A 21,168-nucleotide genomic window follows, 5' to 3' on the forward strand; every position below is an offset into this window, starting at 1 on the left:
AGGCGGACAGGGCCCCGTCGATCCGACCGGCTGAGCGAAATCCGGGTGCGGCCGGTCGCCGCGATGGTGTGGGATGCGGGACATGACGATCGTTCTGAACGTGCCCGGCGTCGAGGGGCTGACCGGGGTCGTGGATGCCCTCCGCACATGGCAGGACGACCGCACGCCGCTGCAACTGCATCCGGGAGACCTCGGCTGGGCCTGGGCGCTGGGCGCGGAGAGGCTGGCCGCGGCCGTCCGCACCTGGAGCGTGGACGGACGGATCGTCGCCGTCGGATATCTGGACGACCCCGATGTGCTGCGCCTGACGACCGCGCCGGATCTGCGCCGGGACGGTGATCTGGCGCGCCGGCTGCTGGCGGACCTCGACGATCCGGAGCGCGGGGTCCTGCCGCCCGGGAAGGTCGGCCTCGAAATCCCCGACGGCGCCCTGCTCCGCGAGGTCCTCTTGGAGGCGGGCTGGGCTCCGGACGAGCCGTGGACGCCGCTGCGCCGCGACCTCGCCGAGCCGGTGAAGGACTCCGGTCTGCGGATCGAGGTGGCCGGTCCGGAGACGGCGGGGGTGCGGACCGCGGTGCATCGCTCGGCGTTCGGCAGCCCGGCGTTCACCGAGGAGGTGTGGCACGTCCTCGCGGCCGGGCCGGTCTATGCCGACGCCCGCTGCCTGATCGGCTACGACGACCAGGACAACGCGGTGGCCGCGGCGACGGTCTGGTCGGCCGGGCCGGGCAAGCCCGGCCTGCTGGAGCCGGTGGGCGTGCACGCCGACCACCGCGGTCGCGGCTACGGGACGGCGATCGGCGTCGCCGCTGCGGCGGTGCTGCGCGAACTGGGTGCGTCCAGCGCACTCGTCAGCACCCCGACCTCGAACGCCGCCGCCGTCGCCGCCTACAGGGCGGCCGGCTACGAGCCGTCGCCCGAACGGCTGGACGTCGGCCGAGCCGCCTGAGAGCACGCTGCGCTCCACCGGGCCGAAGTCGCCGTCGCCGCCCTCGTGATCCGGCTCCGCCGATCGACGGGACACGTTCTGGGAGCCGCCGTCCTCTCGCAGGGGACGGACCATGTTCCGCAGGATCCGGAACGCGTCCGCCGCCCGGCCCGGCATCGGCGCCGCGATCCGGCTCCACCCCACCGACGTCCAGACCGTCCACGACGCCCTCGCCGCCGACGGCCGCACCGTCGTCGCCGCCCCGATCGACGGCCCCTTCGGCCGGACGTCCACCTTCGCCGACCCCGACGGCTACCACGTCACCCTCCACGACCGCGCCTGACGCGCCCCGGCCGACGCGCCGCCCCGTCACCCCACGTGCAGCATCAGCCCGATCCCCACCGCCATCAGCGCCGCCGCCGCGATGCGCGGGCCGCCGAAGCGTTCCTTGAAGAGGAGGGCGCCGATGGCCGCGCCCACGATGATGGAGGACTCGCGGAGGGCGGCGATCGGGGCGAGGGGGGCCTTCGTCTGGGCCCAGAGGACCAGGCCGTACGCGGCGACCGAGAGGGCCGCGCCGAGGAGGCCGCGGGCGGCGTACGGGCGGAGCTGGGGGAGGAGGGCGGCGCGGCGGCGCCACAGGGCGTACGCCGGGATCGCGAGGCCCTCCAGGACCATCAGCCACGCGATGTAGCCGAGCGGGGTGCCGGAGGCGCGGACGCCCACGCCGTCGACGACCGTGTACAGGGCGATCGAGACGCCCGTCGCGCCCGCCGCCAGGAGGGCCGGGCCGTGCGGTCGCGCGCCCTTGCCCCGGACGCCCCACAGGGCGAGCCCGGTCAGGCCCGCGCAGGCCACCGCCACCCCGAGCACCTGCCGGCCGTCCGGGACCTCGTCGACGAGGACGGCCGCCAGGAGGGTCACGATCAGCGGGGCCGTACCGCGCGCGATCGGATACATCTGCCCGAAGTCGCCCAGCGTGAACGAGCGCATCAGGAGCACGTAGTACCCCACGTGCAGCAGCGCGGACACGATCAGGTACGGCCACGCCCCCGCCGCCGGGAGCGGCACGAAGGGGACGAGCGCCAGGCCGATCAGCGCCCCGCCGCCCGCGATCAGCGTGAAGGAGAGCAGTTGGTCCTTGATGTGGTGCGCGAGGGCGTTCCAGCCGGCGTGCGTGACGGCCGCGACCAGGACCGCGAGCGTGACGAGCGGCGTCACACCGACGGCTCGCGGACGTCCGCCAGGGTGCCGCCCGCGTGGGCGACCAGCGACTTCGGGTCCATCGCGAAGACGGTGTGCGGGGTGCCCGCCGCCGCCCACACCACCTCGTGGTCGAGGATCCCCCGGTCCGCGAGGACCCGGGTCCGGGTGCGGTGGCCGAACGGCGGGACGCCCCCGATCGCGTACCCCGTCGTCTCGCGGACGACCTTCGCGTCGGCCCGGGTCACCTTCTCCGCGCCCAGCTCCTCCCGCACCCGCTCGACGTCCACCCGGGACGCGCCGTCCATCAGGACGAGCACCGGCACCCCGTCCGCCGCGAAGACCAGCGACTTCACGATCTCCGCGACCGCGCAGCCGATCGCGTCGGCGGCCTGCTGCGCGGTGCGGGTCTCGTCCGGGAAGCGGCGGACCTCGACGTCGAGCCCCAACTCCTGGAGGGCGGTGGCGAAGAGGGGGTGGACGGGGGAGGCGGTGCGGTCGGTCGTCATGCCCGCACGCTAGCGGTCCGTGTAGGGGCCATGCGACCCGCTTTCACCCTTTGGAAAGTATGGAAAGCGTGGCGAGCACGGAAAGCGCGGCAGGCGCACAAGGCTCAGCCCGCCTTCAGCACCCTCGCCACCACCTTGCCCGCCGAGTCGCCCCCGTGTCCGCCGGACTGGACCACGGCCGCCGCCGCGAGGTTCCCCGAGTAGGCGGTGAACCAGCTGTTCGAGACCGACTGGTTGCCCATCTCCGCCGAGCCCGTCTTCGCGCCCTTCGGGGACGGCACTCCCGCCATCGCCTCCGTCGCGGTGCCGTCCGGCGCCGTCGCCGCCGACCTCATCATCTTCTGCAGCCCCGAGGTGATTCCCGCGGGCAGGCGCTCGGCCGTGGCGAACTCGCGGTCGCCGTACTCCTTCGCCACCAGGTACGGCTGGAGGAAGCCGCCGTTCTTCACGGTCGCGGAGAGCGAGGCGACGTTCAGGGCGTTCATCGTGATCCTGCCCTGGCCGATGTACGAGGCGGCCGTCTCGGGGCCGTCCGACGCGGGGACGCTGCCGTCCGTCGTCGGGACGCCGGCCTCCCAGGTGGCGCCGATGCCGAAGTAGCGGCGGGCGGTCTCGCCGAGGGCGGTGTCCGCGACGTTCTTCTCGTTGAGGGGGCCGATCGCCTTGATGAAGGCGGTGTTGCAGGAGCGGCGGAACGCCTCGGTGAGGGTGCCGTTCTTGATCTCGAAGCGGTCCAGGTTCTGGAAGGTCGTGCCGAGCCACTGCGCGGTGGGCGGGCACTCCACCCGGTCGCCGGGGCCGGCGATCCCGTGCTCCATCATCATCGCCGCCGTCACGATCTTCATCGTCGAGCCCGGGGCCTGCGCTCCCAGGAAGGCCGTGTTGTAGCCCTCCGCCGGACTGTTCGCCACCGCCCGTATCGCGCCCGTGGACGGCTCGACCGCCGCCACGGAGGCCTGCTCGTAGGCCGTGACCGCCTTCTCGGCCGCCGCCTGGACCCCCGCGTCGATGGTGGTCTCTATCGTGCCCGGCTTGCCCTGCCGCAGGACGAGGAGGGTGGTGTCGGCGACGGTCTCGCTGCCCGAGTCGATCCAGGTCTCGACCCCGGTCGTGCCGCCCGCCTGCACCCCGTACCGCTGCCGCAGGGTGTCGATGACGACGCCGAGCGAGGGGTACTTCTCCTTGGTCAGCTCGGCGCCGTTCCGGTCGACGGCCTTCACGGAGGCGACCTTCGCGGTGCCGGTGCGCAGGGTCGCGTCGGCGGTCAGCTTCGGGTGGAGGACGGTCGGGCGCCACTGCACCAGCGGCCGGCCGGTGGTCTGCCCCCGGACCACCGTCAGCTCGGAGGCGTACGACAGGTCCTTGGAGACGCCCTCGTACGAGACCGTCGCCTTCACGGTGAACGGCACCTTCGTGCCGACCGGCGTCCCCGGGGTGATGACCGCCTTCGAGACCTTCGCGCCCTCCTTGTAGGCGAGCAGCGCGGGACCGGCCGTGACCGGGTCGTTGGTGAGCTGGGCCGCCTTGTCGGACTCACCGGCGGCCCAGGCCGCCAGGAAGTCCTTCGAGGTGGCCGTCGTCTCCTCGGGGGTGACCGGCCCCGATCTCTTCTCCGGCGCGGCCTCGCTCCGGGTGTTCACGGTCGAGTCGCCGCCCGTGACCCCGTTCCACAGGTTGTAGCCCCCGTAACCGACCCCGCCCGCGACGACCGCGAAGACCCCTCCGACGACCGCGACCTTGGCTCCACTGCGCATGGCTTGCGCCTCCCCTCCCCCAGACGACCGTCCAGTCAAGCAGTGCGCTCCCGGGCGTGTCGAGCAACCTTCGTCATCTCCGTCACTCCAGCCCCGGGCGCCACCGGCGGGCGCGGTCGTCCGGGCCGGGGTGACGTCCACGGCCGCCCACGATACTTTGAACGCGTTCAAGTCGTTCGGGCCGGGGGTGGGGCATGCAGATGACCGTGGTGCGAGAGGGCGTTCATCCCTGGCAGTTCGGCCTCGTGCTGCTCGCCGCGCTCACCCCTCTGGTCCCGCTGCTCTCGTGGACGGACGAGGGGTACACCGATCTGCCCACCGTCCTCGTGACCGCCGGGCTCACCGCCGTGCCGCTGCTGTTCCACGCCCGGCCGACGGGCTTCGGCCGGTGCGCCGGAATCGTCTCGGCGCTGCTGCTGTGCTGGTCCTTCATGGGCATCATGATCGGGATGCTCCTCTTCCTCCCCTCGGCACTGCAGCTCCTGCTGGCCGCCGGCGCGGACCCGCGACGGCGGCCGGCGCCGGCCGGGGTGATGGTCGGCCTCGGCCTCGTGCTCTCCGCGTTCGTCCTGGTGCGCTTCTGGAGCGAGTGAGCCCCGCCCGGTGGACCCCGGCGCCGGCCGCCACCGACGACGGAGGGGGCGCGACCGCCGGTCGCGCCCCCTCCCTCACCTCCGCCCCGCTACACCCACGTGTCCAGCCACATCCGCCCCCGCCAGTCCTCCAGCGGGATCGGCGTGCCCGTGTAGATCGGCCAGAAGTAGATGAAGTTCCAGACGATGAGGAGGACGAGGCAGCCCGCCGCCACCGCGCCGAAGGTGCGGCGCCTCTCCGTGGAGCCCCGGGGGCCGATGAGCGCGCCCAGCATCATCGCCACCGCCAGGCACAGGAAGGGCACGAAGACGACCGCGTAGAAGAGGAAGATGGTGCGTTCCTGGTAGAGGAACCAGGGGAGCCAGCCCGCCGCGACGCCGCAGGCGATCGCGCCCGCGCGCCAGTCGCGGCGGAAGGCCCAGCGCCACAGGACGTACAGGATCGCGAAGCAGGCGGCCCACCACAGGAGCGGGGTGCCGAGGGCCAGGACCTCCTGGGCGCACTTCTCCCCGGCGTCGGCCGGGCAGCCCTGCGTGCCGGGGGACGGGGACTCGTAGAAGTACGAGACGGGGCGGCCGAGGACGATCCAGGACCAGGGGTTCGACTCGTACGTGTGCGGCGAGGTCAGGCCCACGTGGAAGGAGTAGACCTCGGTCTCGTAGTGCCAGAGGCTGCGCAGCCAGTCCGGCAGCCAGCTCCAGGTCCCGCCGCCGTCCAGCTTGTCCTGGTCGGCCGCCCAGGACCGGAAGTACCCCTTGTCGCTGACGATCCAGCCGGTCCAGGTCACCAGGTACGTCACGATCGCCACCGGCACCACCGACACGAACGCCGGGACCAGGTCCTTCCTGATCACCGAGGCGTGCGGGCGGACCGCCCCGGCCGTGCGCCGCCCGGCCACGTCCCACAGCACCGTCATCAGGCCGAAGGCCACCATGACGTACAGGCCGTTCCACTTGGTCGCCGCCGCCAGCCCCAGCATCACGCCGGCCGCGATCCGCCACGGCCGCCACCCGAGGCGCAGCGTCTCCGCGACCTCCGCGTCCGGCCGCAGCACCCCCTCCTCGTCCTCCGGGAGCGCCGCCGCCAGCCGTTTCCTGACCCGGTCGCGGTCCAGGACGAGACAGCCGAAGGAGGCGAGCACGAAGAACATCAGGACCTGGTCGAGGAGCGCGGTGCGGCTCATCACGAAGTGCAGCCCGTCGACCGCGAGCAGCAGGCCCGCCAGGCAGCCCAGGAGCGTCGAGCGGAACAGGCGCCGCCCGATCCGGCACAGCATCAGGACCGACAGGGTGCCGAGCAGGGCCACCATGAAGCGCCAGCCGAACGGCTCGAAGCCGAACAGCTTCTCGCCGACGCCGATCACCCATTTGCCCATCGGCGGGTGCACGACGTAGCCCGGGTCGGTCGGCACGAGGACCGACCCCGGGTCCTTCAGGATCGTCTTGTCGATGTCCTTCGGCCAGGACCCCTCGTACCCCTGGTTGATCAGCGCCCAGGAGTCCTTGGCGTAGTACGTCTCGTCGAATATCACCGCGTTCGGCCTGCCCAGGTTCCAGAACCGGAGCAGGCCCGCGACCGCCGTGACCAGGAGCGGACCGCCCCAGGCAAGGAGCCGCCACAGCCGCTCGGCCCGGTCGGGGCCGACGCCGAGGAGCGACCACACGCGCGCGGAGGGCCGGGTGTACGGGGGGTCGAGCCGCTCCCGCAGCCCGACGGGGGCGGCGCTTCCGGCGGGCGGCGCGTAGCCGAAGAGCCGGAGCCGCTGCTGCCACGAAGAGGGCTCTGCCACGGACTGCCGGCCCTCCAGGGTCTCGGGTGCGGTACTGGTCACCGCGCCATCGTAGGGAACGCGCCTGTGCGAGTCGCCCGTCCGGGCTGGGAGGATGGCACCTGTGACAGGAACGCTGGTACTCGCAGGGACCCCCATCGGCGACATCGCGGACGCCCCGCCCCGGCTCGCCACCGAGCTGGAGAACGCGGACATCGTGGCCGCCGAGGACACCCGCAGGCTGCGCGGCCTGACCCGGGCCCTCGGCATCCACACCTCCGGGCGCGTCGTCTCGTACTTCGAGGGCAACGAGTCCGCCCGTACGCCCGAGCTGGTCGAGGCCCTGACGGGCGGGGCGCGGGTGCTGCTCGTGACCGACGCGGGCATGCCGTCCGTGTCGGACCCCGGCTACCGGCTCGTCGCCGCCGCCGTCGAGGAGGGCGTCAAGGTGACCGCCGTCCCCGGCCCGTCCGCCGTCCTCACCGCCCTCGCCCTCTCCGGCCTCCCCGTCGACCGCTTCTGCTTCGAGGGCTTCCTGCCCAGGAAGGCCGGCGAGCGCCTCGGACGGCTGCGCGAGGTCGCGGACGAGCGGCGCACCCTCGTCTACTTCGAGGCCCCGCACCGGCTCGACGACACCCTCGCCGCGATGGCCGAGGTCTTCGGCGCCGAGCGCCGGGCCGCCGTCTGCCGTGAGCTGACCAAGACGTACGAGGAGGTGAAGCGCGGCCCGCTCGCCGAGCTCGCCGCCTGGGCCGCCGAGGGCGTGCGGGGCGAGATCACCGTCGTCGTCGAGGGCGCCCCCGAGACCGGGCCCGCCGAACTCGACGCGGAGGAGCTGGTGCGCAGGGTGCGGGTGCGCGAGGAGGCGGGGGAGCGGCGGAAGGAGGCGATCGCCGCCGTCGCGGCCGAGGCGGGCCTTCCCAAGAGGGAGGTGTTCGATGCCGTCGTCGCGGCAAAGAACGCGGCTGCTCAGGCTCCGGGAAAGGCTGCGCAGGACCCCGGAAAGGGTAAAGAGCTAATCTGAAAAGCAAAGCCGAAACCGGCGCCGGGACTCTTCGCAGGGCGCTTGGCAAGGGAAGGGCCAAAACCCCTCCATGGTTCGACCCGCGCTGATGCGCTCCGGCCCGAAAAGGCGTCCACTGATCAGTGGAGAGGAGCTGGCATGAGCGAGATCACCGGCACCGGCACATCCGTCGCCCACGAGGCGTACGCCTTCGCCTGCATGCGCTGCGGATACGGCTGGGAACAGGCGTACGAGATCGAGCACCACGTCGACGCCGCCGGCCAGGAATTCGTCGTCTACAAGGCCGGGGGAGAGCGGGTCCCGTCCCCGTTGTCCAGTCCCACCTGCATGAACTGCGGCGGCCACGTCGTCAGGATCATGCGCGCGGGGCAGGTGTCCTCGGTGCTCGACCTGATCGCCGCGACGGAGAAGCACGGACACGGATCCAAGGAGACCAAGCCGATCGGGCCCGCGGGACCCATCGGACAGGAGCTGACCGAAGGCCCCGACACCCCGCCCGTGCCGCACCACTGGCACCTGTCGGACCTCCTGCACCCCTTCCGGAAGCGCGGGTAGCCGAAAAGCGGCGGGCGCCGGCACTCGTGGCCCTCGTACGATCGGGGCCATGAGTGCCAAGGACGCCCCGCCCCCGCTGCCCGAACCCCTCCTCGTGGAGGTCGCGGACTCGCACACCCACCTGGACCTGCAGTCCGGGACCGTCGAGGAGGCCCTGGTGAAGGCCGCCGCCGTCGGCGTCACCACGGTCGTGCAGGTCGGCTGCGACGTGAAGGGCTCCCGGTGGGCCGCCGAGACGGCCGCCGCCCACGAGAACGTGCACGCGGCCGTGGCCCTGCACCCCAACGAAGCGCCCCGGATCGTCCTCGGGGACCCCGACGGCTGGTCCCGCCAGGGAGCGCGCGAGGGCGGCGGGGACGCGGCCCTGGACGACGCGCTCACCGAGATCGACCGGCTCGCCGCCCTGCCGTACGTGCGCGGGGTCGGCGAGACCGGCCTCGACTTCTTCCGCACGGGCCCCGAGGGCGTCGCCGCGCAGGAGCGCTCCTTCCGCGCCCACATCGAGATCGCCAAGCGGCACGGCAAGGCGCTCGTCATCCACGACCGGGAGGCCCACGCCGACGTGCTGCGCGTCCTGGACGAGGAGGGCGCCCCCGAGCGGACCGTCTTCCACTGCTACTCCGGCGACGCGGAGATGGCGGAGATCTGCGCGGCCAAGGGCTACTACATGTCCTTCGCCGGCAACGTCACCTTCAAGAACGCCCAGCCGCTCCGGGACGCCCTCGCGGTCGCCCCCCTGGAGCTGGTCCTCGTCGAGACCGACGCCCCCTTCCTCACCCCGGCGCCCTTCCGGGGCCGCCCCAACGCCCCGTACCTGATCCCGGTCACCGTCCGGGCCATGGCGGAGGTGCGCGGGATCGGGGAGAACGAGCTCGCCGGGGCGATCGCGGTGAACACGGCCCGCGCGTTCGACTACTGAGCCGGGGCGCGGGGCCGGATCCCCCGCCGACCATCACCGATCCATAACGGTTACGGGAAGTAGTCGGGTCGCTCTGGAGCGTGACCGGGGTCGGGGCTAGGGTCCCGGCCTCGTGAGCACTTCCCAGGGCAGTCACCGGGCCGGGCGCCGGAGCGCCGGCACGGCCCCCGACGTCCTCCCCGCCCCTCCCGGCCCCTCCGTACCCCCCGGCCTCCCCCTCCACGAGCAGCCCACGCAGGCGGCGCCGCTGGTCGTGCCCGGGGCCGCGCCCGGCACCGGGGCCGCCCCCGGCACCGTCCCCGGGCAGGGCACCCGGGCCGGCGCCCGCCGGGCCGCCCGCCGCCGCAGGGCCTCCGGGGGATCCACGGGGCGGGCCGCGGGCTCCGTGGACTCCGTTGGCTCCATGGGGGCAGTGGGCTCCATGAGGTCCGTGGGAGAAGGCCTGCGGCGGCTCGTCCCGCAGGCCCTCGTCGTCGCCTTCCTCGCGGGCGGCACCACCGCCTTCGTCGCCGACGACAAGACCGTCCGGCTCTCCGTCGACGGCGTCCCGCGCACCCTGCACACCTTCGCCGACGACGTCGGGGAGCTCCTCGCCGACGAGGGCCTGGCCGTCGACGGGCACGACATCGTCGCCCCCGCCCCCGGCCACGCCCTCACCGACGGCGACGAGGTCGTCGTCCGCTACGGGCGCCCGGTCTCCCTCACCCTCGACGGCCGGCGCCACCGGGTGTGGACGACCGCGCGGAACGTCGAGGAGGCGCTGCGCCGGCTCGGGGTCCGCGCGGAGGGCGCGTACCTCTCGGTCTCCCGCTCGGCCGCCATCTCCCGGCACGGCCTCGCCCTCGACGTGCGCACCGAGCGGGCCGTCACCTTCCTCGCCGACGGGCGCGAGCGGACCGTCCGCACCAACGCCGCCACCGTCGGGGAGGCGCTCGCCGAGACCGGCATCACCCTCTCGGGACAGGACGCCCTCTCCGTCGACCCCGGCTCCTTCCCCCGCGACGGCCAGACGGTCGCCGTGCTGCGGATCACCGACAGCAGGCGGGTGCGCGAGGAGACCGTCCCGTACGCCGTCGAGCGGGTCCGCGACCCGGAGCTCTTCGCCGGGACCGAGGTCGTCGAACGGCAGGGCGTCCACGGCCTCCGCCGCGTCACGTACGCCCTGCGCACGGTCAACGGCGTCCAGGGGCGGCCCCGCAGGCTCGGCGAGGAGCTCGTCCGCGAGCCCGTCAGCCGCAAGGTGCGGGTCGGCACCCGCCGCCCGCCCGCCTCCGTCGCCGGCGCCGACGGCCTCGACTGGGCCGCGCTCGCCGCCTGCGAGTCCGGCGGCCGGCCGGACGCCGTCGACCCCTCGGGGACGTACGGCGGGCTCTACCAGTTCGACCCCGCCACCTGGCGCTCGCTCGGCGGCACCGGCACCCCCCAGGACGCGCCCGCCGCCGAGCAGACCTTCCGGGCGAAGAAGCTGTACGTGCAGCGGGGGGCGAGCCCGTGGCCCCACTGCGGGCGCAGGCTGGGCGGGTGAGCGGCGGGCGGGGAGGGGCGGCGGGGGCGGCGGACCGCGCGGGCGGGCGGCGGGCCGTACGACGGGCAAGGCCTAGTCTGTACTGGTGAGCGACACCACCGGTTCCGAAACCTCCGACGCCCTCCTCGGCCCCGCCGACATCCGTGAGCTGGCCGCCGTCCTCGGCGTGCGCCCCACGAAGCAGAAGGGCCAGAACTTCGTCATCGACGCCAACACCGTCCGGCGGATCGTCCGCACGGCCGGGGTGCGCCCCGACGACGTGGTCGTGGAGGTGGGGCCCGGCCTCGGCTCCCTCACCCTGGCGCTCCTGGAGGCCGCGGACCGGGTGACCGCCGTCGAGATCGACGACGTGCTCGCCGCCGCGCTGCCCGCCACGATCGAGGCCCGGATGCCCGCGCGGGCCGACCGCTTCGCGCTGGTGCACTCCGACGCCATGCTGGTCGAGGAGCTGCCGGGCCCGGCGCCGACCGCGCTCGTCGCCAACCTGCCGTACAACGTGGCCGTGCCCGTCCTGCTGCACATGCTGGAGCGCTTCCCGAGCATCGAGCGGACCCTCGTCATGGTCCAGGCCGAGGTCGCGGACCGGCTCGCCGCCCGGCCGGGGAACAAGGTGTACGGCGTGCCGTCGGTGAAGGCCAACTGGTACGCCGAGGTGAAGCGGGCCGGCGCGATCGGCCGCAACGTCTTCTGGCCCGCGCCGAACGTCGACTCCGGCCTGGTCTCCCTGGTCCGCCGCACCGAGCCGCTGGCCACCACCGCCACCCGGCAGGAGGTCTTCGCGGTCGTCGACGCGGCCTTCGCGCAGCGCCGCAAGACCCTCCGCGCGGCCCTCGCGACCTGGGCCGGCTCCCCGGCGGCGGCGGAAGAGGCCCTGGTGAAGGCCGGGATCTCGCCGCAGGCGCGCGGCGAGGCCCTGACGGTGGAGGAGTTCGCGCGGATCGCGGAGGCGAAGGCATGAGCGGCGGTACGGAGCCGGCGAACGGCGGTACGGGGTCGGCGCGCGGCGGCACCGAGACGGCGAACGGCGGTGCGGAGTCGGTACGCGGCGGTACCGAGACGGCGAACGGCGGTGCGGAGTCGGTACGCGGCGGCACCGAGACGGCGAACGGCGGTGCGGAGTCGGTACGCGGCGGCACCGAGACGGCGAACGGCGGTGCGGAGTCGGTACGCGGCGGCACCGAGCCGGTGCGCGGCGGTGCGCGCGGCAGCGGGGCGCGGTCCGTCACCGTCCGCGTCCCCGCCAAGGTCAACGTCCAGCTCGCGGTCGGCGCGGCCCGCCCCGACGGCTTCCACGACCTGGCCAACGTCTTCCTCGCCGTCTCCCTGTACGACGAGGTGACCGCGACCCCCGCCGAGGCCCTGACGGTCACCTGCGAGGGCCCGGACGCCGACAAGGTGCCGCTGGACCGCACCAACCTCGCCGCGCGCGCCGCCGAGCTGCTCGCCGCCCGGCACGGCCTCTCCCCGGACGTGCACCTGCACATCGCCAAGGACATCCCGGTCGCCGGCGGCATGGCCGGCGGCAGCGCGGACGGCGCGGGCGCGCTGCTCGCGTGCGACGCGCTCTGGGGACTGGACACGCCCCGCGCCGAACTCCTCGACATCTGCGCCGAGCTGGGCTCCGACGTGCCCTTCAGCCTCGTCGGCGGGGCGGCGCTCGGCACCGGGCGGGGCGAGAAACTGACGGAGCTGCCGGTGGGCGGCGCGTTCCACTGGGTGTTCGCCGTCGCGGACGGCGGGCTCTCGACCCCGGTCGTCTTCGGCGAGTTCGACCGCCTCACCGAGGGCACCGACGTCCCCGAACCGGCCGCCTCGCCCGCCCTCCTGGAGGCCCTGCGCACCGGCGACACCGCCGCCCTCGCGGGCACCCTCGCCAACGACCTCCAGGCCCCCGCGCTCTCCCTGCGCCCCTCGCTCGCCGCGACCCTGGCGGCCGGCACGGACGCGGGCGCGCTCGCCGCGCTGGTCTCGGGCTCGGGCCCGACGACCGCGTTCCTGGTGAAGGACGAGGAGTCGGCGAAGGCGGTCGCCGCGGCCCTGACCGCCTCGGGCACCTGCCGCACGGCCCGCACGGCGACGTCCCCGGCGGCCGGGGCGACGATTCTGCCCGGCTGACACCTTCCCTTCACCCGCGCATGCCACCCTGGCCCCACCGGGCCGGGGCGGCGGACGAGGGGGGCACATGGGGAAACGGCGAGCGCCGTGGTGGGCACGGCTGACGGCGCACGCCCTCGTGACGGCGCTGGGCGGCTGGGCGGCGTTCCTGTGGCTCTTCCACGGCGAGCCGAGCCCCGTGCCCCTGCCCGACTGGTTCCCGGCGCCGGTGGTCCCCCTCGGGCTGACCTTCCTCACGGTCGACTCCGCCCGGAGCCTCGTCCTGGCCTGGCGGGACCGGCGGCCGGAACCCCCGTACTCAGCCCGCGCCTGAGTACCCGCGCCCTGTCGCCCCACGGGGCCCCCGCGGGACCGTACCCCCATGGGAAGCCGCAACCGCCTCCGCGCGCGTGACCTCGCCGCCGCCACGCCCTCCACCCGGGACCGGTACGTCGACCTGCTCCGGGTCGCCTCGCTCGCCGTCGTCGTGCTCGGACACTGGCTGATGGCCGCGGTCGGCCCGGACGGACAGGTGGGGAACCTGCTCGCGGTCGTGCCGGAACTCCAGGCGGCGACCTGGGTGTTCCAGGTCATGCCGGTGTTCTTCTTCGTCGGGGGCTTCTCGCACGCCCTCGCCCACCGCTCCCGCCCCCGGTACGCGGAGTTCCTGCGGGCCCGGCTCCAGCGGCTGCTGCGGCCCACCACGGCGTTCGTCGCGGTGTGGGGCGCGGCCGCGCTCGTGCTCCAGCTCCTCGGCGCCGACGGGGGCCTCGCCGGGGTCGCGCTGCGGCTCGTCACCCAGCCGCTCTGGTTCATCGGGATCTACCTGGCGATGGTCGCCTTCACCCCGCCGCTCCTGAAGCTGCACGAGCGGTGGGGCTGGGGCGCGTTCGCCGCGCTCGCGGGCGGCGCGGTCGCCGTCGACGCGCTGCGGTTCGCGGCGCACGTGCCGTTCGTCGGGTTCCTGAACTTCGCGTTCGTGTGGCTGGCGGTCCACCAGCTCGGCTTCCTGCGCGCCGACGGCATGATCCGCCGCCCCGCGCCGCTCGCCGGCGCGGGCCTCGCCGGCGCGACCGCGCTCGTCGCCCTCGGGCCGTACCCCCTCTCCATGGTGGGGATGCCCGGCGAGGAGGTCTCCAACATGGCCCCGCCGACGCTCGCCCTGCTCTGCCACGGCCTGTGGCTGGTCGGCGCGGTCGAGCTGCTCAAGGGGCCCGGGGCCCGGCTCGTCGCCCGCGCCGGGGTCTGGCGGGCGGTGGTCGCCGCCAACGGGATCGCGATGACCGCGTTCCTCTGGCACCTGACGGCCATGCTCGGGGTGTACGGGGCGCTGCTCGGCTCCGGCGTGCGGCTCCCCGGCCCCGCCTCCGGCGCCTGGTGGGCGCAGGTGCCGCTCCGGCTCGCGGCGGCGGCCCTGCTCACCGCCCTCCTCGTCGCCGTCTTCCGCCGCTTCGAGGCCCCCGTGCCGCCCGCCCCGGCGACCGACGGCGGCGGCCCGCTCGCCGCGCTCGGCATCACCCTCGCCCTGTTCGGCGTCCTCGGCCTCTCCCTGACCGGCTTCGCCGGGCTCCTGGACGGCCACGCGGCGACCCTGATCGTCCTCCCCGTCACGGCTCCGGCCGCCGTGGCGCTGATCCTGGCGGGACGGCTGGCGGTGGAGCGGGCGGGCCGGGCCGGCTGAGCGCCAGCGGGGTCTGTCGGTCCCACGGTCTACCCTGGACGTCGATCGATCACCCCGTCAGGAGTCAACGTGGCCGTCAACCTGGTCAATGTCGAGAACGTCAGCAAGGTGTACGGCACCCGTGCCCTGCTCGACGGCGTCTCGCTCGGCGTCTCCGAAGGGGACCGGATCGGGGTCGTGGGCCGCAACGGCGACGGCAAGACCACCCTGATCCGGATGCTCGCCAGGCTGGAGGAGGCCGACACCGGCCGCGTCACCCACAGCGGCGGCCTGCGCCTGGGCGTCCTCACCCAGCACGACTCGCTCGATCCGGAGGCCACCATCCGGCACGAGGTCATCGGCGTCATGGCCGACCACGAGTGGGCCGGCAGCGCCAAGATCCGCGACGTGCTCACCGGCCTCTTCGGCGGGCTCGACCTGCCCGGCTTCGAGAACGGCCTGGACACCGTCATCGGCCCGCTCTCCGGCGGCGAGCGGCGCCGGATCGCGCTCGCCAGGCTCCTCATCGAGGACCAGGACCTCGTCGTCCTCGACGAGCCCACCAACCACCTCGACGTCGAGGGCATCTCCTGGCTCGCCCAGCACCTCCAGAACCGGCGCTCGGCGCTCGTCTGCGTCACCCACGACCGCTGGTTCCTCGACCAGGTCTGCACCCGCATGTGGGACGTGCAGCGCGGTGACGTGCACGAGTACGAGGGCGGCTACTCCGACTACGTCTTCGCCCGCGCCGAGCGCGAGCGGATCGCGGCCACGGAGGAGGTCAAGCGGCAGAACCTGATGCGCAAGGAGCTGGCCTGGCTGCGGCGCGGCGCCCCCGCCCGCACCTCCAAGCCCCGCTACCGCATCGAGGCGGCCAACGAGCTGATCGCCGACGTGCCGCCGCCGCGCGACACCAGCGAGCTGATGAAGTTCGCCAACGCGCGCCTGGGCAAGACGGTCTTCGACCTGGAGGACGTGACCGTCACCGCCGGGCCCAAGGAGCTGCTCAAGCACCTCACCTGGCAGCTCGGCCCCGGCGACCGCGTCGGCCTGGTCGGCGTCAACGGCGCGGGCAAGACCTCACTCCTGCGCGCCCTCACGGACGCGGCCCGCAGCGGCGGTGAGATCCAGCCGCCCGCAGGCCGGATCGTCGTCGGCAAGACGGTCCGGCTCGCCTACCTCTCCCAGGACGTCACCGAACTCCCCGGCACCCTGCGCGTCCTGGAGGCCGTGCAGCAGATCCGCGACCGGGTCGACCTCGGCAAGGGCCGCGAGATGACGGCCGGCCAGCTCTGCGAGCAGTTCGGCTTCTCCAAGGAGAAGCAGTGGACGCCGGTCGCGGACCTCTCCGGCGGCGAGCGCCGCCGCCTCCAGCTGCTGCGCCTGCTCATGGACGAGCCGAACGTCCTCTTCCTCGACGAGCCCACCAACGACCTCGACATCGAGACCCTGACCCAGCTGGAGGACCTGCTCGACGGCTGGCCGGGCTCCATGGTCGTCATCTCCCACGACCGGTTCTTCATCGAGCGGACCACGGACAAGACGTTCGCCCTGCTCGGCGACAAGACCCTGCGGATGCTGCCGCGCGGCATCGACGAGTACCTGGAGCGGCGCCGCAAGGCCGTCGAGGCGGCCGTCCCGGCGCCCGCCGCCGCCCCCGCGCAGCCGAAGCCGGGCGTCTCGGCGGCCGACGCGCGCGCCGCGAAGAAGGAGCTGCAGAAGGTCGAGCGGCAGCTCGACAAGGTCTCCCAGAAGGAGACGAAGCTGCACGCGCAGATCGCGGACAACGCCACCGACTTCGAGAAGGTCGCGAAGCTCGACGCGGAGCTGAGGGACCTCGTCGCGGAGCGCGAGGAGCTGGAGATGCGCTGGCTGGAACTGGCCGAGGACGCATAACGAGGGCATCACAGGCCGGTCCTCCCTTGGGAACAAGGGGCGGACCGGTCGCTTTTGCGCCATCGCGTGAGTGGTAGAAAGAAAACCCGTTCACGCCTAGGGGGAACCAGCCGATGACGCAGCCGCCCAGCAACCAGCCGCCGGGGGGCTTCGGAGCCCCCCAGGACCCGAACCGGCCCCAGAGCCAGTCCCCGGACCAGGGGCAGCCGCCCGTGCCGCCGGTCCCGCCGCAGACGCCGCCGCCCCCGCAGGGCCCGCCGCCGGCCGCGCCCGGCCCGTACGGACAGGCCCCGCAGCAGCCGGCGCCCGGGTACGGCCACCCGCAGCAGCCGGGGCAGCAGCCGGGCCAGCCCGGTCCGTACGGCCAGCCGGTGCCGCCGCCCTACGGCTACCCGCAGCAGCCCGGCCAGCAGCCCGGCCCGTACGGCCAGCAGCCCGGCCCGTACGGTCAGCAGCCCAACCCCTACGGCGGCTACCCCGGTCAGCCCGGTCACCCCGGCGCCCCGACCCCGCCCGGCGGCGGTCCCTCCAAGAACCGGACCGCCCTCGTCGCCGGCGTGGCCGCCGCGGCCGTCCTGGTCGCCGCCGTCACCACCTGGGCCGTCGTCGGCGGCGGTGACGACGAGAAGGACCCGGTGGCCCGGCCCACCGCCACCGCCTCCCCGACCTCCGGCGCCCCCAAGCCCTCGGAGTCGGTCGACCAGGGCGACGGCTCCGGCGACGGGCGCAACGGCGAGGAGGACCTCAACGCGGGCCGCCAGGACGGCGAGGCGAAGGTCGACTGGCTCGCGAAGAACACCGTCGACCTGCCCCGCAACGGCGCCGACGTCAAGGGCCCCTGGGTCGTCGGCGACACCGTCGTCAAGGCCATGTACAAGAGCGTCGAGGGCTACGACCTCACCACCGGCGCCGTGAAGTGGACCGTCCCCCTCCCGTTCGAGCTGTGCGCGGCCCCGACCGAGCCCTCCGCGAACGGGGTCATGGTCTTCGGGTACGAGGACAGCGCCAAGGACGGCGCCAAGTGCACCGAGCTCCAGCAGATCGACCTGAAGACCGGCAAGGCCGGCTGGAAGAAGGCCGTCCCGAAGGCCACCGGCCTCTTCGCCTTCTCCGACAACACCCTGACCATCAGCGGCGGCACGGTCACCGCGGCCGGCTCCAGCAGCGCGTACGGCTTCTCGCTCGCCGACGGCCGGCAGCTCTTCACGGGCGCCACCAGCGGCTGCAAGCCCTTCGCCTACGCGGGCGGCAAGAAGCTGATCGCCGCCATGAGCTGCCCCTCGGGCGACGCCTCCAAGAAGGTCCAGGCGGTCGGCGAGGTCGACCCCACCACCGGCAAGCCGAAGTTCACCTTCCAGCTGGAGGCCAACTGGGAGGTCGACAAGGTCTACTCGGTCGACCCGCTGGTCGTCTCCGCCACCCAGCGCGAGCAGAAGAAGTGGGGCATCTTCGCCCTCCGCCCCGACGGCAAGCTGCGCTCCAACATCCAGGGCGGCACGGACAAGTTCGCCCCCTCGTGCGGCGGCAGCTTCGTCATCTTCGGCAAGAACCTCCAGGGCTGCACCGGCGTCGCCGCCGACGCGAACACCTTCTACATGGCGACCGACACCGGCTACGGCAAGGCCAACGAGGTCGTCGCCTTCGACCTGAACAACGGCAAGGCCAAGTGGCGTTCCAAGGCCCCCGGCGAGCAGACGATCGTGCCGCTGCGCATGGAGGGCTCCGAGGTCCTGGCGTACGTGAAGGGCTCGTACGCCAAGGGCGGTGCCGTCGCCACCGTCGCCCCGACCGGCGGCGCGCCGAAGATCCTGCTCCAGCACCCGGCCTCCACCGCCGAGATCGAGAACAACTTCTACAGCGCCGGCTACGCCTACGGCAACGGCACCTTCGTCGTGGCGAGCGGACGCGTCTCCGCCACGAACGACAAGGAAGAGAAGCTGGTCAAGACGATGATGGCCTTCAGCAAGTGAGGTACACGGACCGATGACGCAGCCACCCCCGCCGAACCAGCCGCCGGACCCCCAGGGCGGCTTCGGAGCCCCGACGCCTCCGCCGCAGGAGCCCGGCCACGGCTACCCGCAGGAGCCCGGCTACGGCTACCCGCAGCAGCCCGGCCCCGGCTACGGCTATCCGCAGCAGCCTCCGGCCGACCAGGGCTACGGCGGCTACCCGCAGCAGCCCCCGGCCGACCAGGGCTACGGCCACCCGCAGCAGCCCCCGACGGCTCCGCAGCAGCCCCCGTACGGCTACCCCGGGCAGCCCCAGCCGCCCCAGCCCGACCAGGGGTACGGCTACCCGACCCAGCCGCAGCAGCCGCAGGCCCCGTACGGCTACCCGACGCAGCCGCAGTACGGCGGCTACCAGCAGCCCGTCCCGCCGGCGTCCGGCGGCAGGAAGCTGTCGGCGCAGCTCCAGATCGTCATCGCGGCGGCCGTCGCGATCGCCCTCATCGTCGGCTTCGGCATCTGGTACGCCACCTCCGGCGACGGCTCCGAGGAGGCCAAGGGCGCGGGCGGCACCACGCAGGGCTCCACGGGCGGCGGCGACACCGGTGCCGAGGGCGGCGGGGGAGGCAAGGAGAAGGCGCCCGCCGACACGCAGGCGAAGGTGGCCTTCAAGATCGATATCCCGAAGGTCCCGGACGTCACCGGCGTCACCGGCTCCTGGATCACCGACAAGGCGTTCGTGAAGCCCGGCGTCGACTCGCTGGTCGCCTACGACCTGGACAAGGGCGGCGTCCTGTGGACGCTGCCGCTGACCGGCCAGATGTGCGGCGCCTCGCGGCACGTCAGCGCCGACAACAAGCTGCCGATCCTCTTCGAGGCCGCCAAGCGGGTCGCGCCGCGCTACTTCCAGCAGTGCACCGAGGTCGGCGTGGTCGACCTGAACACCGGCAAGCTGGTGTGGTCCGACGCGGTCTCCCTCGGCGACGAGAAGGCGCGGCTCAGCGAGGTCACGCTCAGCGGGTCGACCGTCGCGGCCGGCGGCGGCGACGGCGGCGCGGCCTTCGACCTCAACAGCGGCAACCCGCGCTGGAAGCCGAAGGAGGACGCCAACCGCTGCTACGACCTGGGCTACGGCGGCGGCCCGGCCCTCGTCGCGGTCCGCAAGTGCGGCTCGTACGACAATCCGACCGTCCTCGTCCAGAACCTCGACCCGGTGTCGGGCAAGCCGCTCTCGCAGTACAAGATGCCGACCGGCGTCAAGTACGCCTCGGTCGTCTCCAGCCTGCCGCTGGTCGTCGCGGCCGACGTCGGCGAGACCGCCGGCGACGGCAGCGGCATCTCGGACTTCTTCTCGATCGACGAGAAGACCGGGAAGCTGAAGGCGAAGATCACGGCGGACGCGGACCAGTACGCGGCCCGCTGCCGCACGACCCAGGTCGAGTCCTGCACCCAGGCGCTCGTCGGCAACGGCAAGCTGTACGTGCCGACCGAGGAGCACGAGGGCAGCACCGGCGAGTACGGCTCCGAGACCAACGAGATCGTCGCCTTCGACCTGGCCACCGGACGCATGGCGCCGGAGAAGGCCGACGCGGGCGACAAGTACACCTACGTCCCGATGCGGATGGACGGCGCCAACGTCATCGCCTACAAGGCGGCGCCGTACGACAAGGGCGGCCGGGTCGTCTCGGTCGACGGGGCCACGATGAAGGAGACGCTGCTCCTGGAGAACCCGGCGGACAAGTCGCCCCAGAACCTGGAGCGGACCTTCACCCTGACCGGCGCCGACCTCCGTTACGCGGACGGCCGGCTCTTCATCTCGGACAACCTGCTCAGCAAGCCCCGGGATTCGGACACCGGTCCCAAGGACTACCTGGCGGTCTCCTTCGCCGTCCCGCGCTGACGGCGGAACGGCACACGGCCGCGGGCCCCTCCGGACCACCGGAGGGGCCCGCGGCCGTTTCCGGCGGTCCCGTTCGCCCGCCCGGGCGGCCCGTGTCCGGGATTGGCGCGATACGGGGCGGGGGAGCGTGTAGCTTGCCGGGTTCAGGCCCGCCGGGACCTCCGGCGGGCGGAGGAGGGGGAATGACCGGGATGGGCGTACGCCTCGTGGTGGTCGACGACCACCGGCTGCACGCGGAGGCGCTCGCCTCGGCGCTGAAGCTGCGCGGGCACCGGGTGCTCGCGGCGGCCGCGCCGGTGGCGGGGGCGGCGGAGCTGGTGGTGGGCCGGGTGCCGGAGGTCTGCCTCCTGGGCACGGCGGCGCCGGACGGGCCGGGGGTCTTCGACCCGGTCGTGCGGATCAAGCGGGAGCGGCCGCAGGTGGCCGTGGTGGTGCTCGGCCCGGTGCCGTCGCCGCGCGGGATCGCGGCGGCGTTCGCGGCCGGGGCGTCGGGGTACGTCCGCCACGACGAGCGCATCGAGGGGGTCGAGCGGGCCCTGGTGAAGGCCAGGGCGGGCGAGTCGGCGGTGGCGCCGCAGCTCCTCCAGGGCGCCTTCGCGGAGCTGCTGCACCCGTCGGAGCAGCCGGACGACGAGGGGCAGCGGCTGCTGCGGCTGCTGACCCGGCGCGAGGTGGAGGTCCTGGTGCGGGTCGCGGAGGGCGAGGACACCCGGCTGATCGCGGTGGGGATGGGGATCGCGCCGAGCACGGCGCGGACGCACGTGCAGCGGGTCCTGATGAAGCTGGGGGTCGGCTCCCGTCTGGAGGCGGCGGCCCTGGCGGCCCGCACGGGCCTCCTGGACAGGGCCCTGCCGGGGCCGAGGGGCGCCTCCTAGGGCCCCGCCCGGCGTCTG

Annotated in this window: 18 protein-coding genes and 1 pseudogene; 15 read left to right on the forward strand and 4 right to left on the reverse strand. The window is 73.9% G+C overall.

Annotation, left to right across the window (positions count from 1 at the left end):
* Positions 1-82: 82 nt before the first annotated feature.
* Positions 83-949, forward strand: coding sequence for a GNAT family N-acetyltransferase (locus tag ACWGSR_RS14915; RefSeq protein WP_453566648.1), 867 nt, complete (start codon positions 83-85; stop codon positions 947-949).
* A 133-nt stretch (positions 950-1,082) separates the two neighbouring features.
* Positions 1,083-1,271 (forward strand): annotated as a pseudogene (locus tag ACWGSR_RS14920) (VOC family protein); the annotation flags it as partial.
* Between the two features lie 26 nt (positions 1,272-1,297).
* Here ACWGSR_RS14920 and ACWGSR_RS14925 read toward each other — a convergent pair.
* From ACWGSR_RS14925 to ACWGSR_RS14935, 3 genes are all read right to left on the reverse strand, one after another.
* The gene (locus tag ACWGSR_RS14925) at positions 1,298-2,149 is read right to left on the reverse strand and encodes an EamA family transporter (protein ID WP_453566650.1); all 852 of its coding nucleotides are present in this window, start codon (positions 2,147-2,149) and stop codon (positions 1,298-1,300) included.
* Entirely contained in the window at positions 2,146-2,640 is a 495-nt protein-coding gene (locus tag ACWGSR_RS14930) for a YbaK/EbsC family protein (RefSeq protein WP_376239208.1), read from the reverse strand. The genes ACWGSR_RS14925 and ACWGSR_RS14930 overlap by 4 nt, the downstream gene beginning before the upstream one ends.
* 104 nt (positions 2,641-2,744) lie before the next feature.
* Positions 2,745-4,394, reverse strand: a complete 1,650-nt coding sequence (locus ACWGSR_RS14935; protein WP_453566652.1) for a penicillin-binding transpeptidase domain-containing protein — start codon at positions 4,392-4,394, stop codon at positions 2,745-2,747.
* 200 nt (positions 4,395-4,594) lie between these two features.
* Here ACWGSR_RS14935 and ACWGSR_RS14940 point away from each other — a divergent pair, with 200 nt between their 5' ends.
* Positions 4,595-4,987: a hypothetical protein gene (locus tag ACWGSR_RS14940; protein WP_376239202.1), complete on the forward strand. Its 393-nt coding sequence runs from the start codon at positions 4,595-4,597 to the stop codon at positions 4,985-4,987.
* Positions 4,988-5,076: 89 nt separating this feature from the next.
* Here ACWGSR_RS14940 and ACWGSR_RS14945 read toward each other — a convergent pair whose 3' ends face one another.
* Positions 5,077-6,819 (reverse strand): dolichyl-phosphate-mannose--protein mannosyltransferase, encoded by a 1,743-nt coding sequence (locus tag ACWGSR_RS14945; RefSeq protein ID WP_376246033.1) that lies wholly within the window; start codon positions 6,817-6,819, stop codon positions 5,077-5,079.
* A gap of 52 nt (positions 6,820-6,871) precedes the next feature.
* On the opposite strand from ACWGSR_RS14945, the gene rsmI reads away from it, so the two are divergent.
* The 12 genes from rsmI (at position 6,872) to ACWGSR_RS15005 (ending at position 21,150) form a co-directional block, all read left to right on the forward strand.
* Positions 6,872-7,780 carry a 16S rRNA (cytidine(1402)-2'-O)-methyltransferase gene (gene rsmI / locus ACWGSR_RS14950; RefSeq protein ID WP_376246030.1) on the forward strand — a complete coding sequence of 303 codons (909 nt, stop codon included), beginning with the start codon at positions 6,872-6,874 and terminating at the stop codon, positions 7,778-7,780.
* Positions 7,781-7,918: 138 nt separating this feature from the next.
* Entirely contained in the window at positions 7,919-8,335 is a 417-nt protein-coding gene (locus ACWGSR_RS14955; RefSeq protein WP_376246027.1) for a hypothetical protein, read from the forward strand.
* A gap of 49 nt (positions 8,336-8,384) precedes the next feature.
* Entirely contained in the window at positions 8,385-9,254 is an 870-nt protein-coding gene (locus ACWGSR_RS14960; RefSeq protein WP_376246024.1) for a TatD family hydrolase, read from the forward strand.
* Positions 9,255-9,366: 112 nt separating this feature from the next.
* Positions 9,367-10,779 (forward strand): ubiquitin-like domain-containing protein, encoded by a 1,413-nt coding sequence (locus tag ACWGSR_RS14965; RefSeq protein WP_453566656.1) that lies wholly within the window; start codon positions 9,367-9,369, stop codon positions 10,777-10,779.
* Between the two features lie 85 nt (positions 10,780-10,864).
* Positions 10,865-11,737: a 16S rRNA (adenine(1518)-N(6)/adenine(1519)-N(6))-dimethyltransferase RsmA gene (rsmA, locus tag ACWGSR_RS14970; protein ID WP_376246018.1), complete on the forward strand. Its 873-nt coding sequence runs from the start codon at positions 10,865-10,867 to the stop codon at positions 11,735-11,737.
* 227 nt (positions 11,738-11,964) lie between these two features.
* The gene (locus ACWGSR_RS14975) at positions 11,965-12,894 is read left to right on the forward strand and encodes a 4-(cytidine 5'-diphospho)-2-C-methyl-D-erythritol kinase (protein WP_453566785.1); all 930 of its coding nucleotides are present in this window, start codon (positions 11,965-11,967) and stop codon (positions 12,892-12,894) included.
* 67 nt (positions 12,895-12,961) lie between these two features.
* Entirely contained in the window at positions 12,962-13,207 is a 246-nt protein-coding gene (locus ACWGSR_RS14980) for a hypothetical protein (RefSeq protein WP_453566658.1), read from the forward strand.
* 48 nt (positions 13,208-13,255) lie between these two features.
* A complete protein-coding gene (locus ACWGSR_RS14985) occupies positions 13,256-14,554 on the forward strand; it encodes an acyltransferase family protein (RefSeq protein ID WP_453566660.1) in 1,299 nt (432 codons plus the stop codon).
* Positions 14,555-14,623: 69 nt separating this feature from the next.
* The gene (locus ACWGSR_RS14990; RefSeq protein WP_376246006.1) at positions 14,624-16,429 is read left to right on the forward strand and encodes an ABC-F family ATP-binding cassette domain-containing protein; all 1,806 of its coding nucleotides are present in this window, start codon (positions 14,624-14,626) and stop codon (positions 16,427-16,429) included.
* A 113-nt stretch (positions 16,430-16,542) separates the two neighbouring features.
* A complete protein-coding gene (locus tag ACWGSR_RS14995; RefSeq protein WP_453566662.1) occupies positions 16,543-18,399 on the forward strand; it encodes an outer membrane protein assembly factor BamB family protein in 1,857 nt (618 codons plus the stop codon).
* Positions 18,400-18,412: 13 nt separating this feature from the next.
* Positions 18,413-20,275, forward strand: a complete 1,863-nt coding sequence (locus ACWGSR_RS15000; protein ID WP_453566664.1) for an outer membrane protein assembly factor BamB family protein — start codon at positions 18,413-18,415, stop codon at positions 20,273-20,275.
* Positions 20,276-20,466: 191 nt separating this feature from the next.
* Positions 20,467-21,150: a response regulator transcription factor gene (locus ACWGSR_RS15005; RefSeq protein WP_366377240.1), complete on the forward strand. Its 684-nt coding sequence runs from the start codon at positions 20,467-20,469 to the stop codon at positions 21,148-21,150.
* The last annotated feature ends 18 nt before the right edge of the window (positions 21,151-21,168 follow it).

It is taken from the genome of Streptomyces sp. NPDC055632, from assembly GCF_053618675.1.

Excerpts from the sequence above, each read along its gene's own strand:
- ACWGSR_RS14915 (WP_453566648.1), top strand. The coding sequence starts at position 83 with ATGACGATCGTTCTGAACGTGCCCGGCGTCGAGGGGCTGACCGGGGTC.
- ACWGSR_RS14930 (WP_376239208.1), bottom strand. The coding sequence starts at position 2,640 with ATGACGACCGACCGCACCGCCTCCCCCGTCCACCCCCTCTTCGCCACC.
- ACWGSR_RS14935 (WP_453566652.1), bottom strand. The coding sequence starts at position 4,394 with ATGCGCAGTGGAGCCAAGGTCGCGGTCGTCGGAGGGGTCTTCGCGGTC.
- ACWGSR_RS14940 (WP_376239202.1), top strand. The coding sequence starts at position 4,595 with ATGACCGTGGTGCGAGAGGGCGTTCATCCCTGGCAGTTCGGCCTCGTG.
- rsmI (WP_376246030.1), top strand. The coding sequence starts at position 6,872 with ATGGCACCTGTGACAGGAACGCTGGTACTCGCAGGGACCCCCATCGGC.
- ACWGSR_RS14955 (WP_376246027.1), top strand. The coding sequence starts at position 7,919 with ATGAGCGAGATCACCGGCACCGGCACATCCGTCGCCCACGAGGCGTAC.
- ACWGSR_RS14960 (WP_376246024.1), top strand. The coding sequence starts at position 8,385 with ATGAGTGCCAAGGACGCCCCGCCCCCGCTGCCCGAACCCCTCCTCGTG.
- ACWGSR_RS14980 (WP_453566658.1), top strand. The coding sequence starts at position 12,962 with ATGGGGAAACGGCGAGCGCCGTGGTGGGCACGGCTGACGGCGCACGCC.
- ACWGSR_RS14985 (WP_453566660.1), top strand. The coding sequence starts at position 13,256 with ATGGGAAGCCGCAACCGCCTCCGCGCGCGTGACCTCGCCGCCGCCACG.
- ACWGSR_RS14995 (WP_453566662.1), top strand. The coding sequence starts at position 16,543 with ATGACGCAGCCGCCCAGCAACCAGCCGCCGGGGGGCTTCGGAGCCCCC.
- ACWGSR_RS15000 (WP_453566664.1), top strand. The coding sequence starts at position 18,413 with ATGACGCAGCCACCCCCGCCGAACCAGCCGCCGGACCCCCAGGGCGGC.
- ACWGSR_RS15005 (WP_366377240.1), top strand. The coding sequence starts at position 20,467 with ATGGGCGTACGCCTCGTGGTGGTCGACGACCACCGGCTGCACGCGGAG.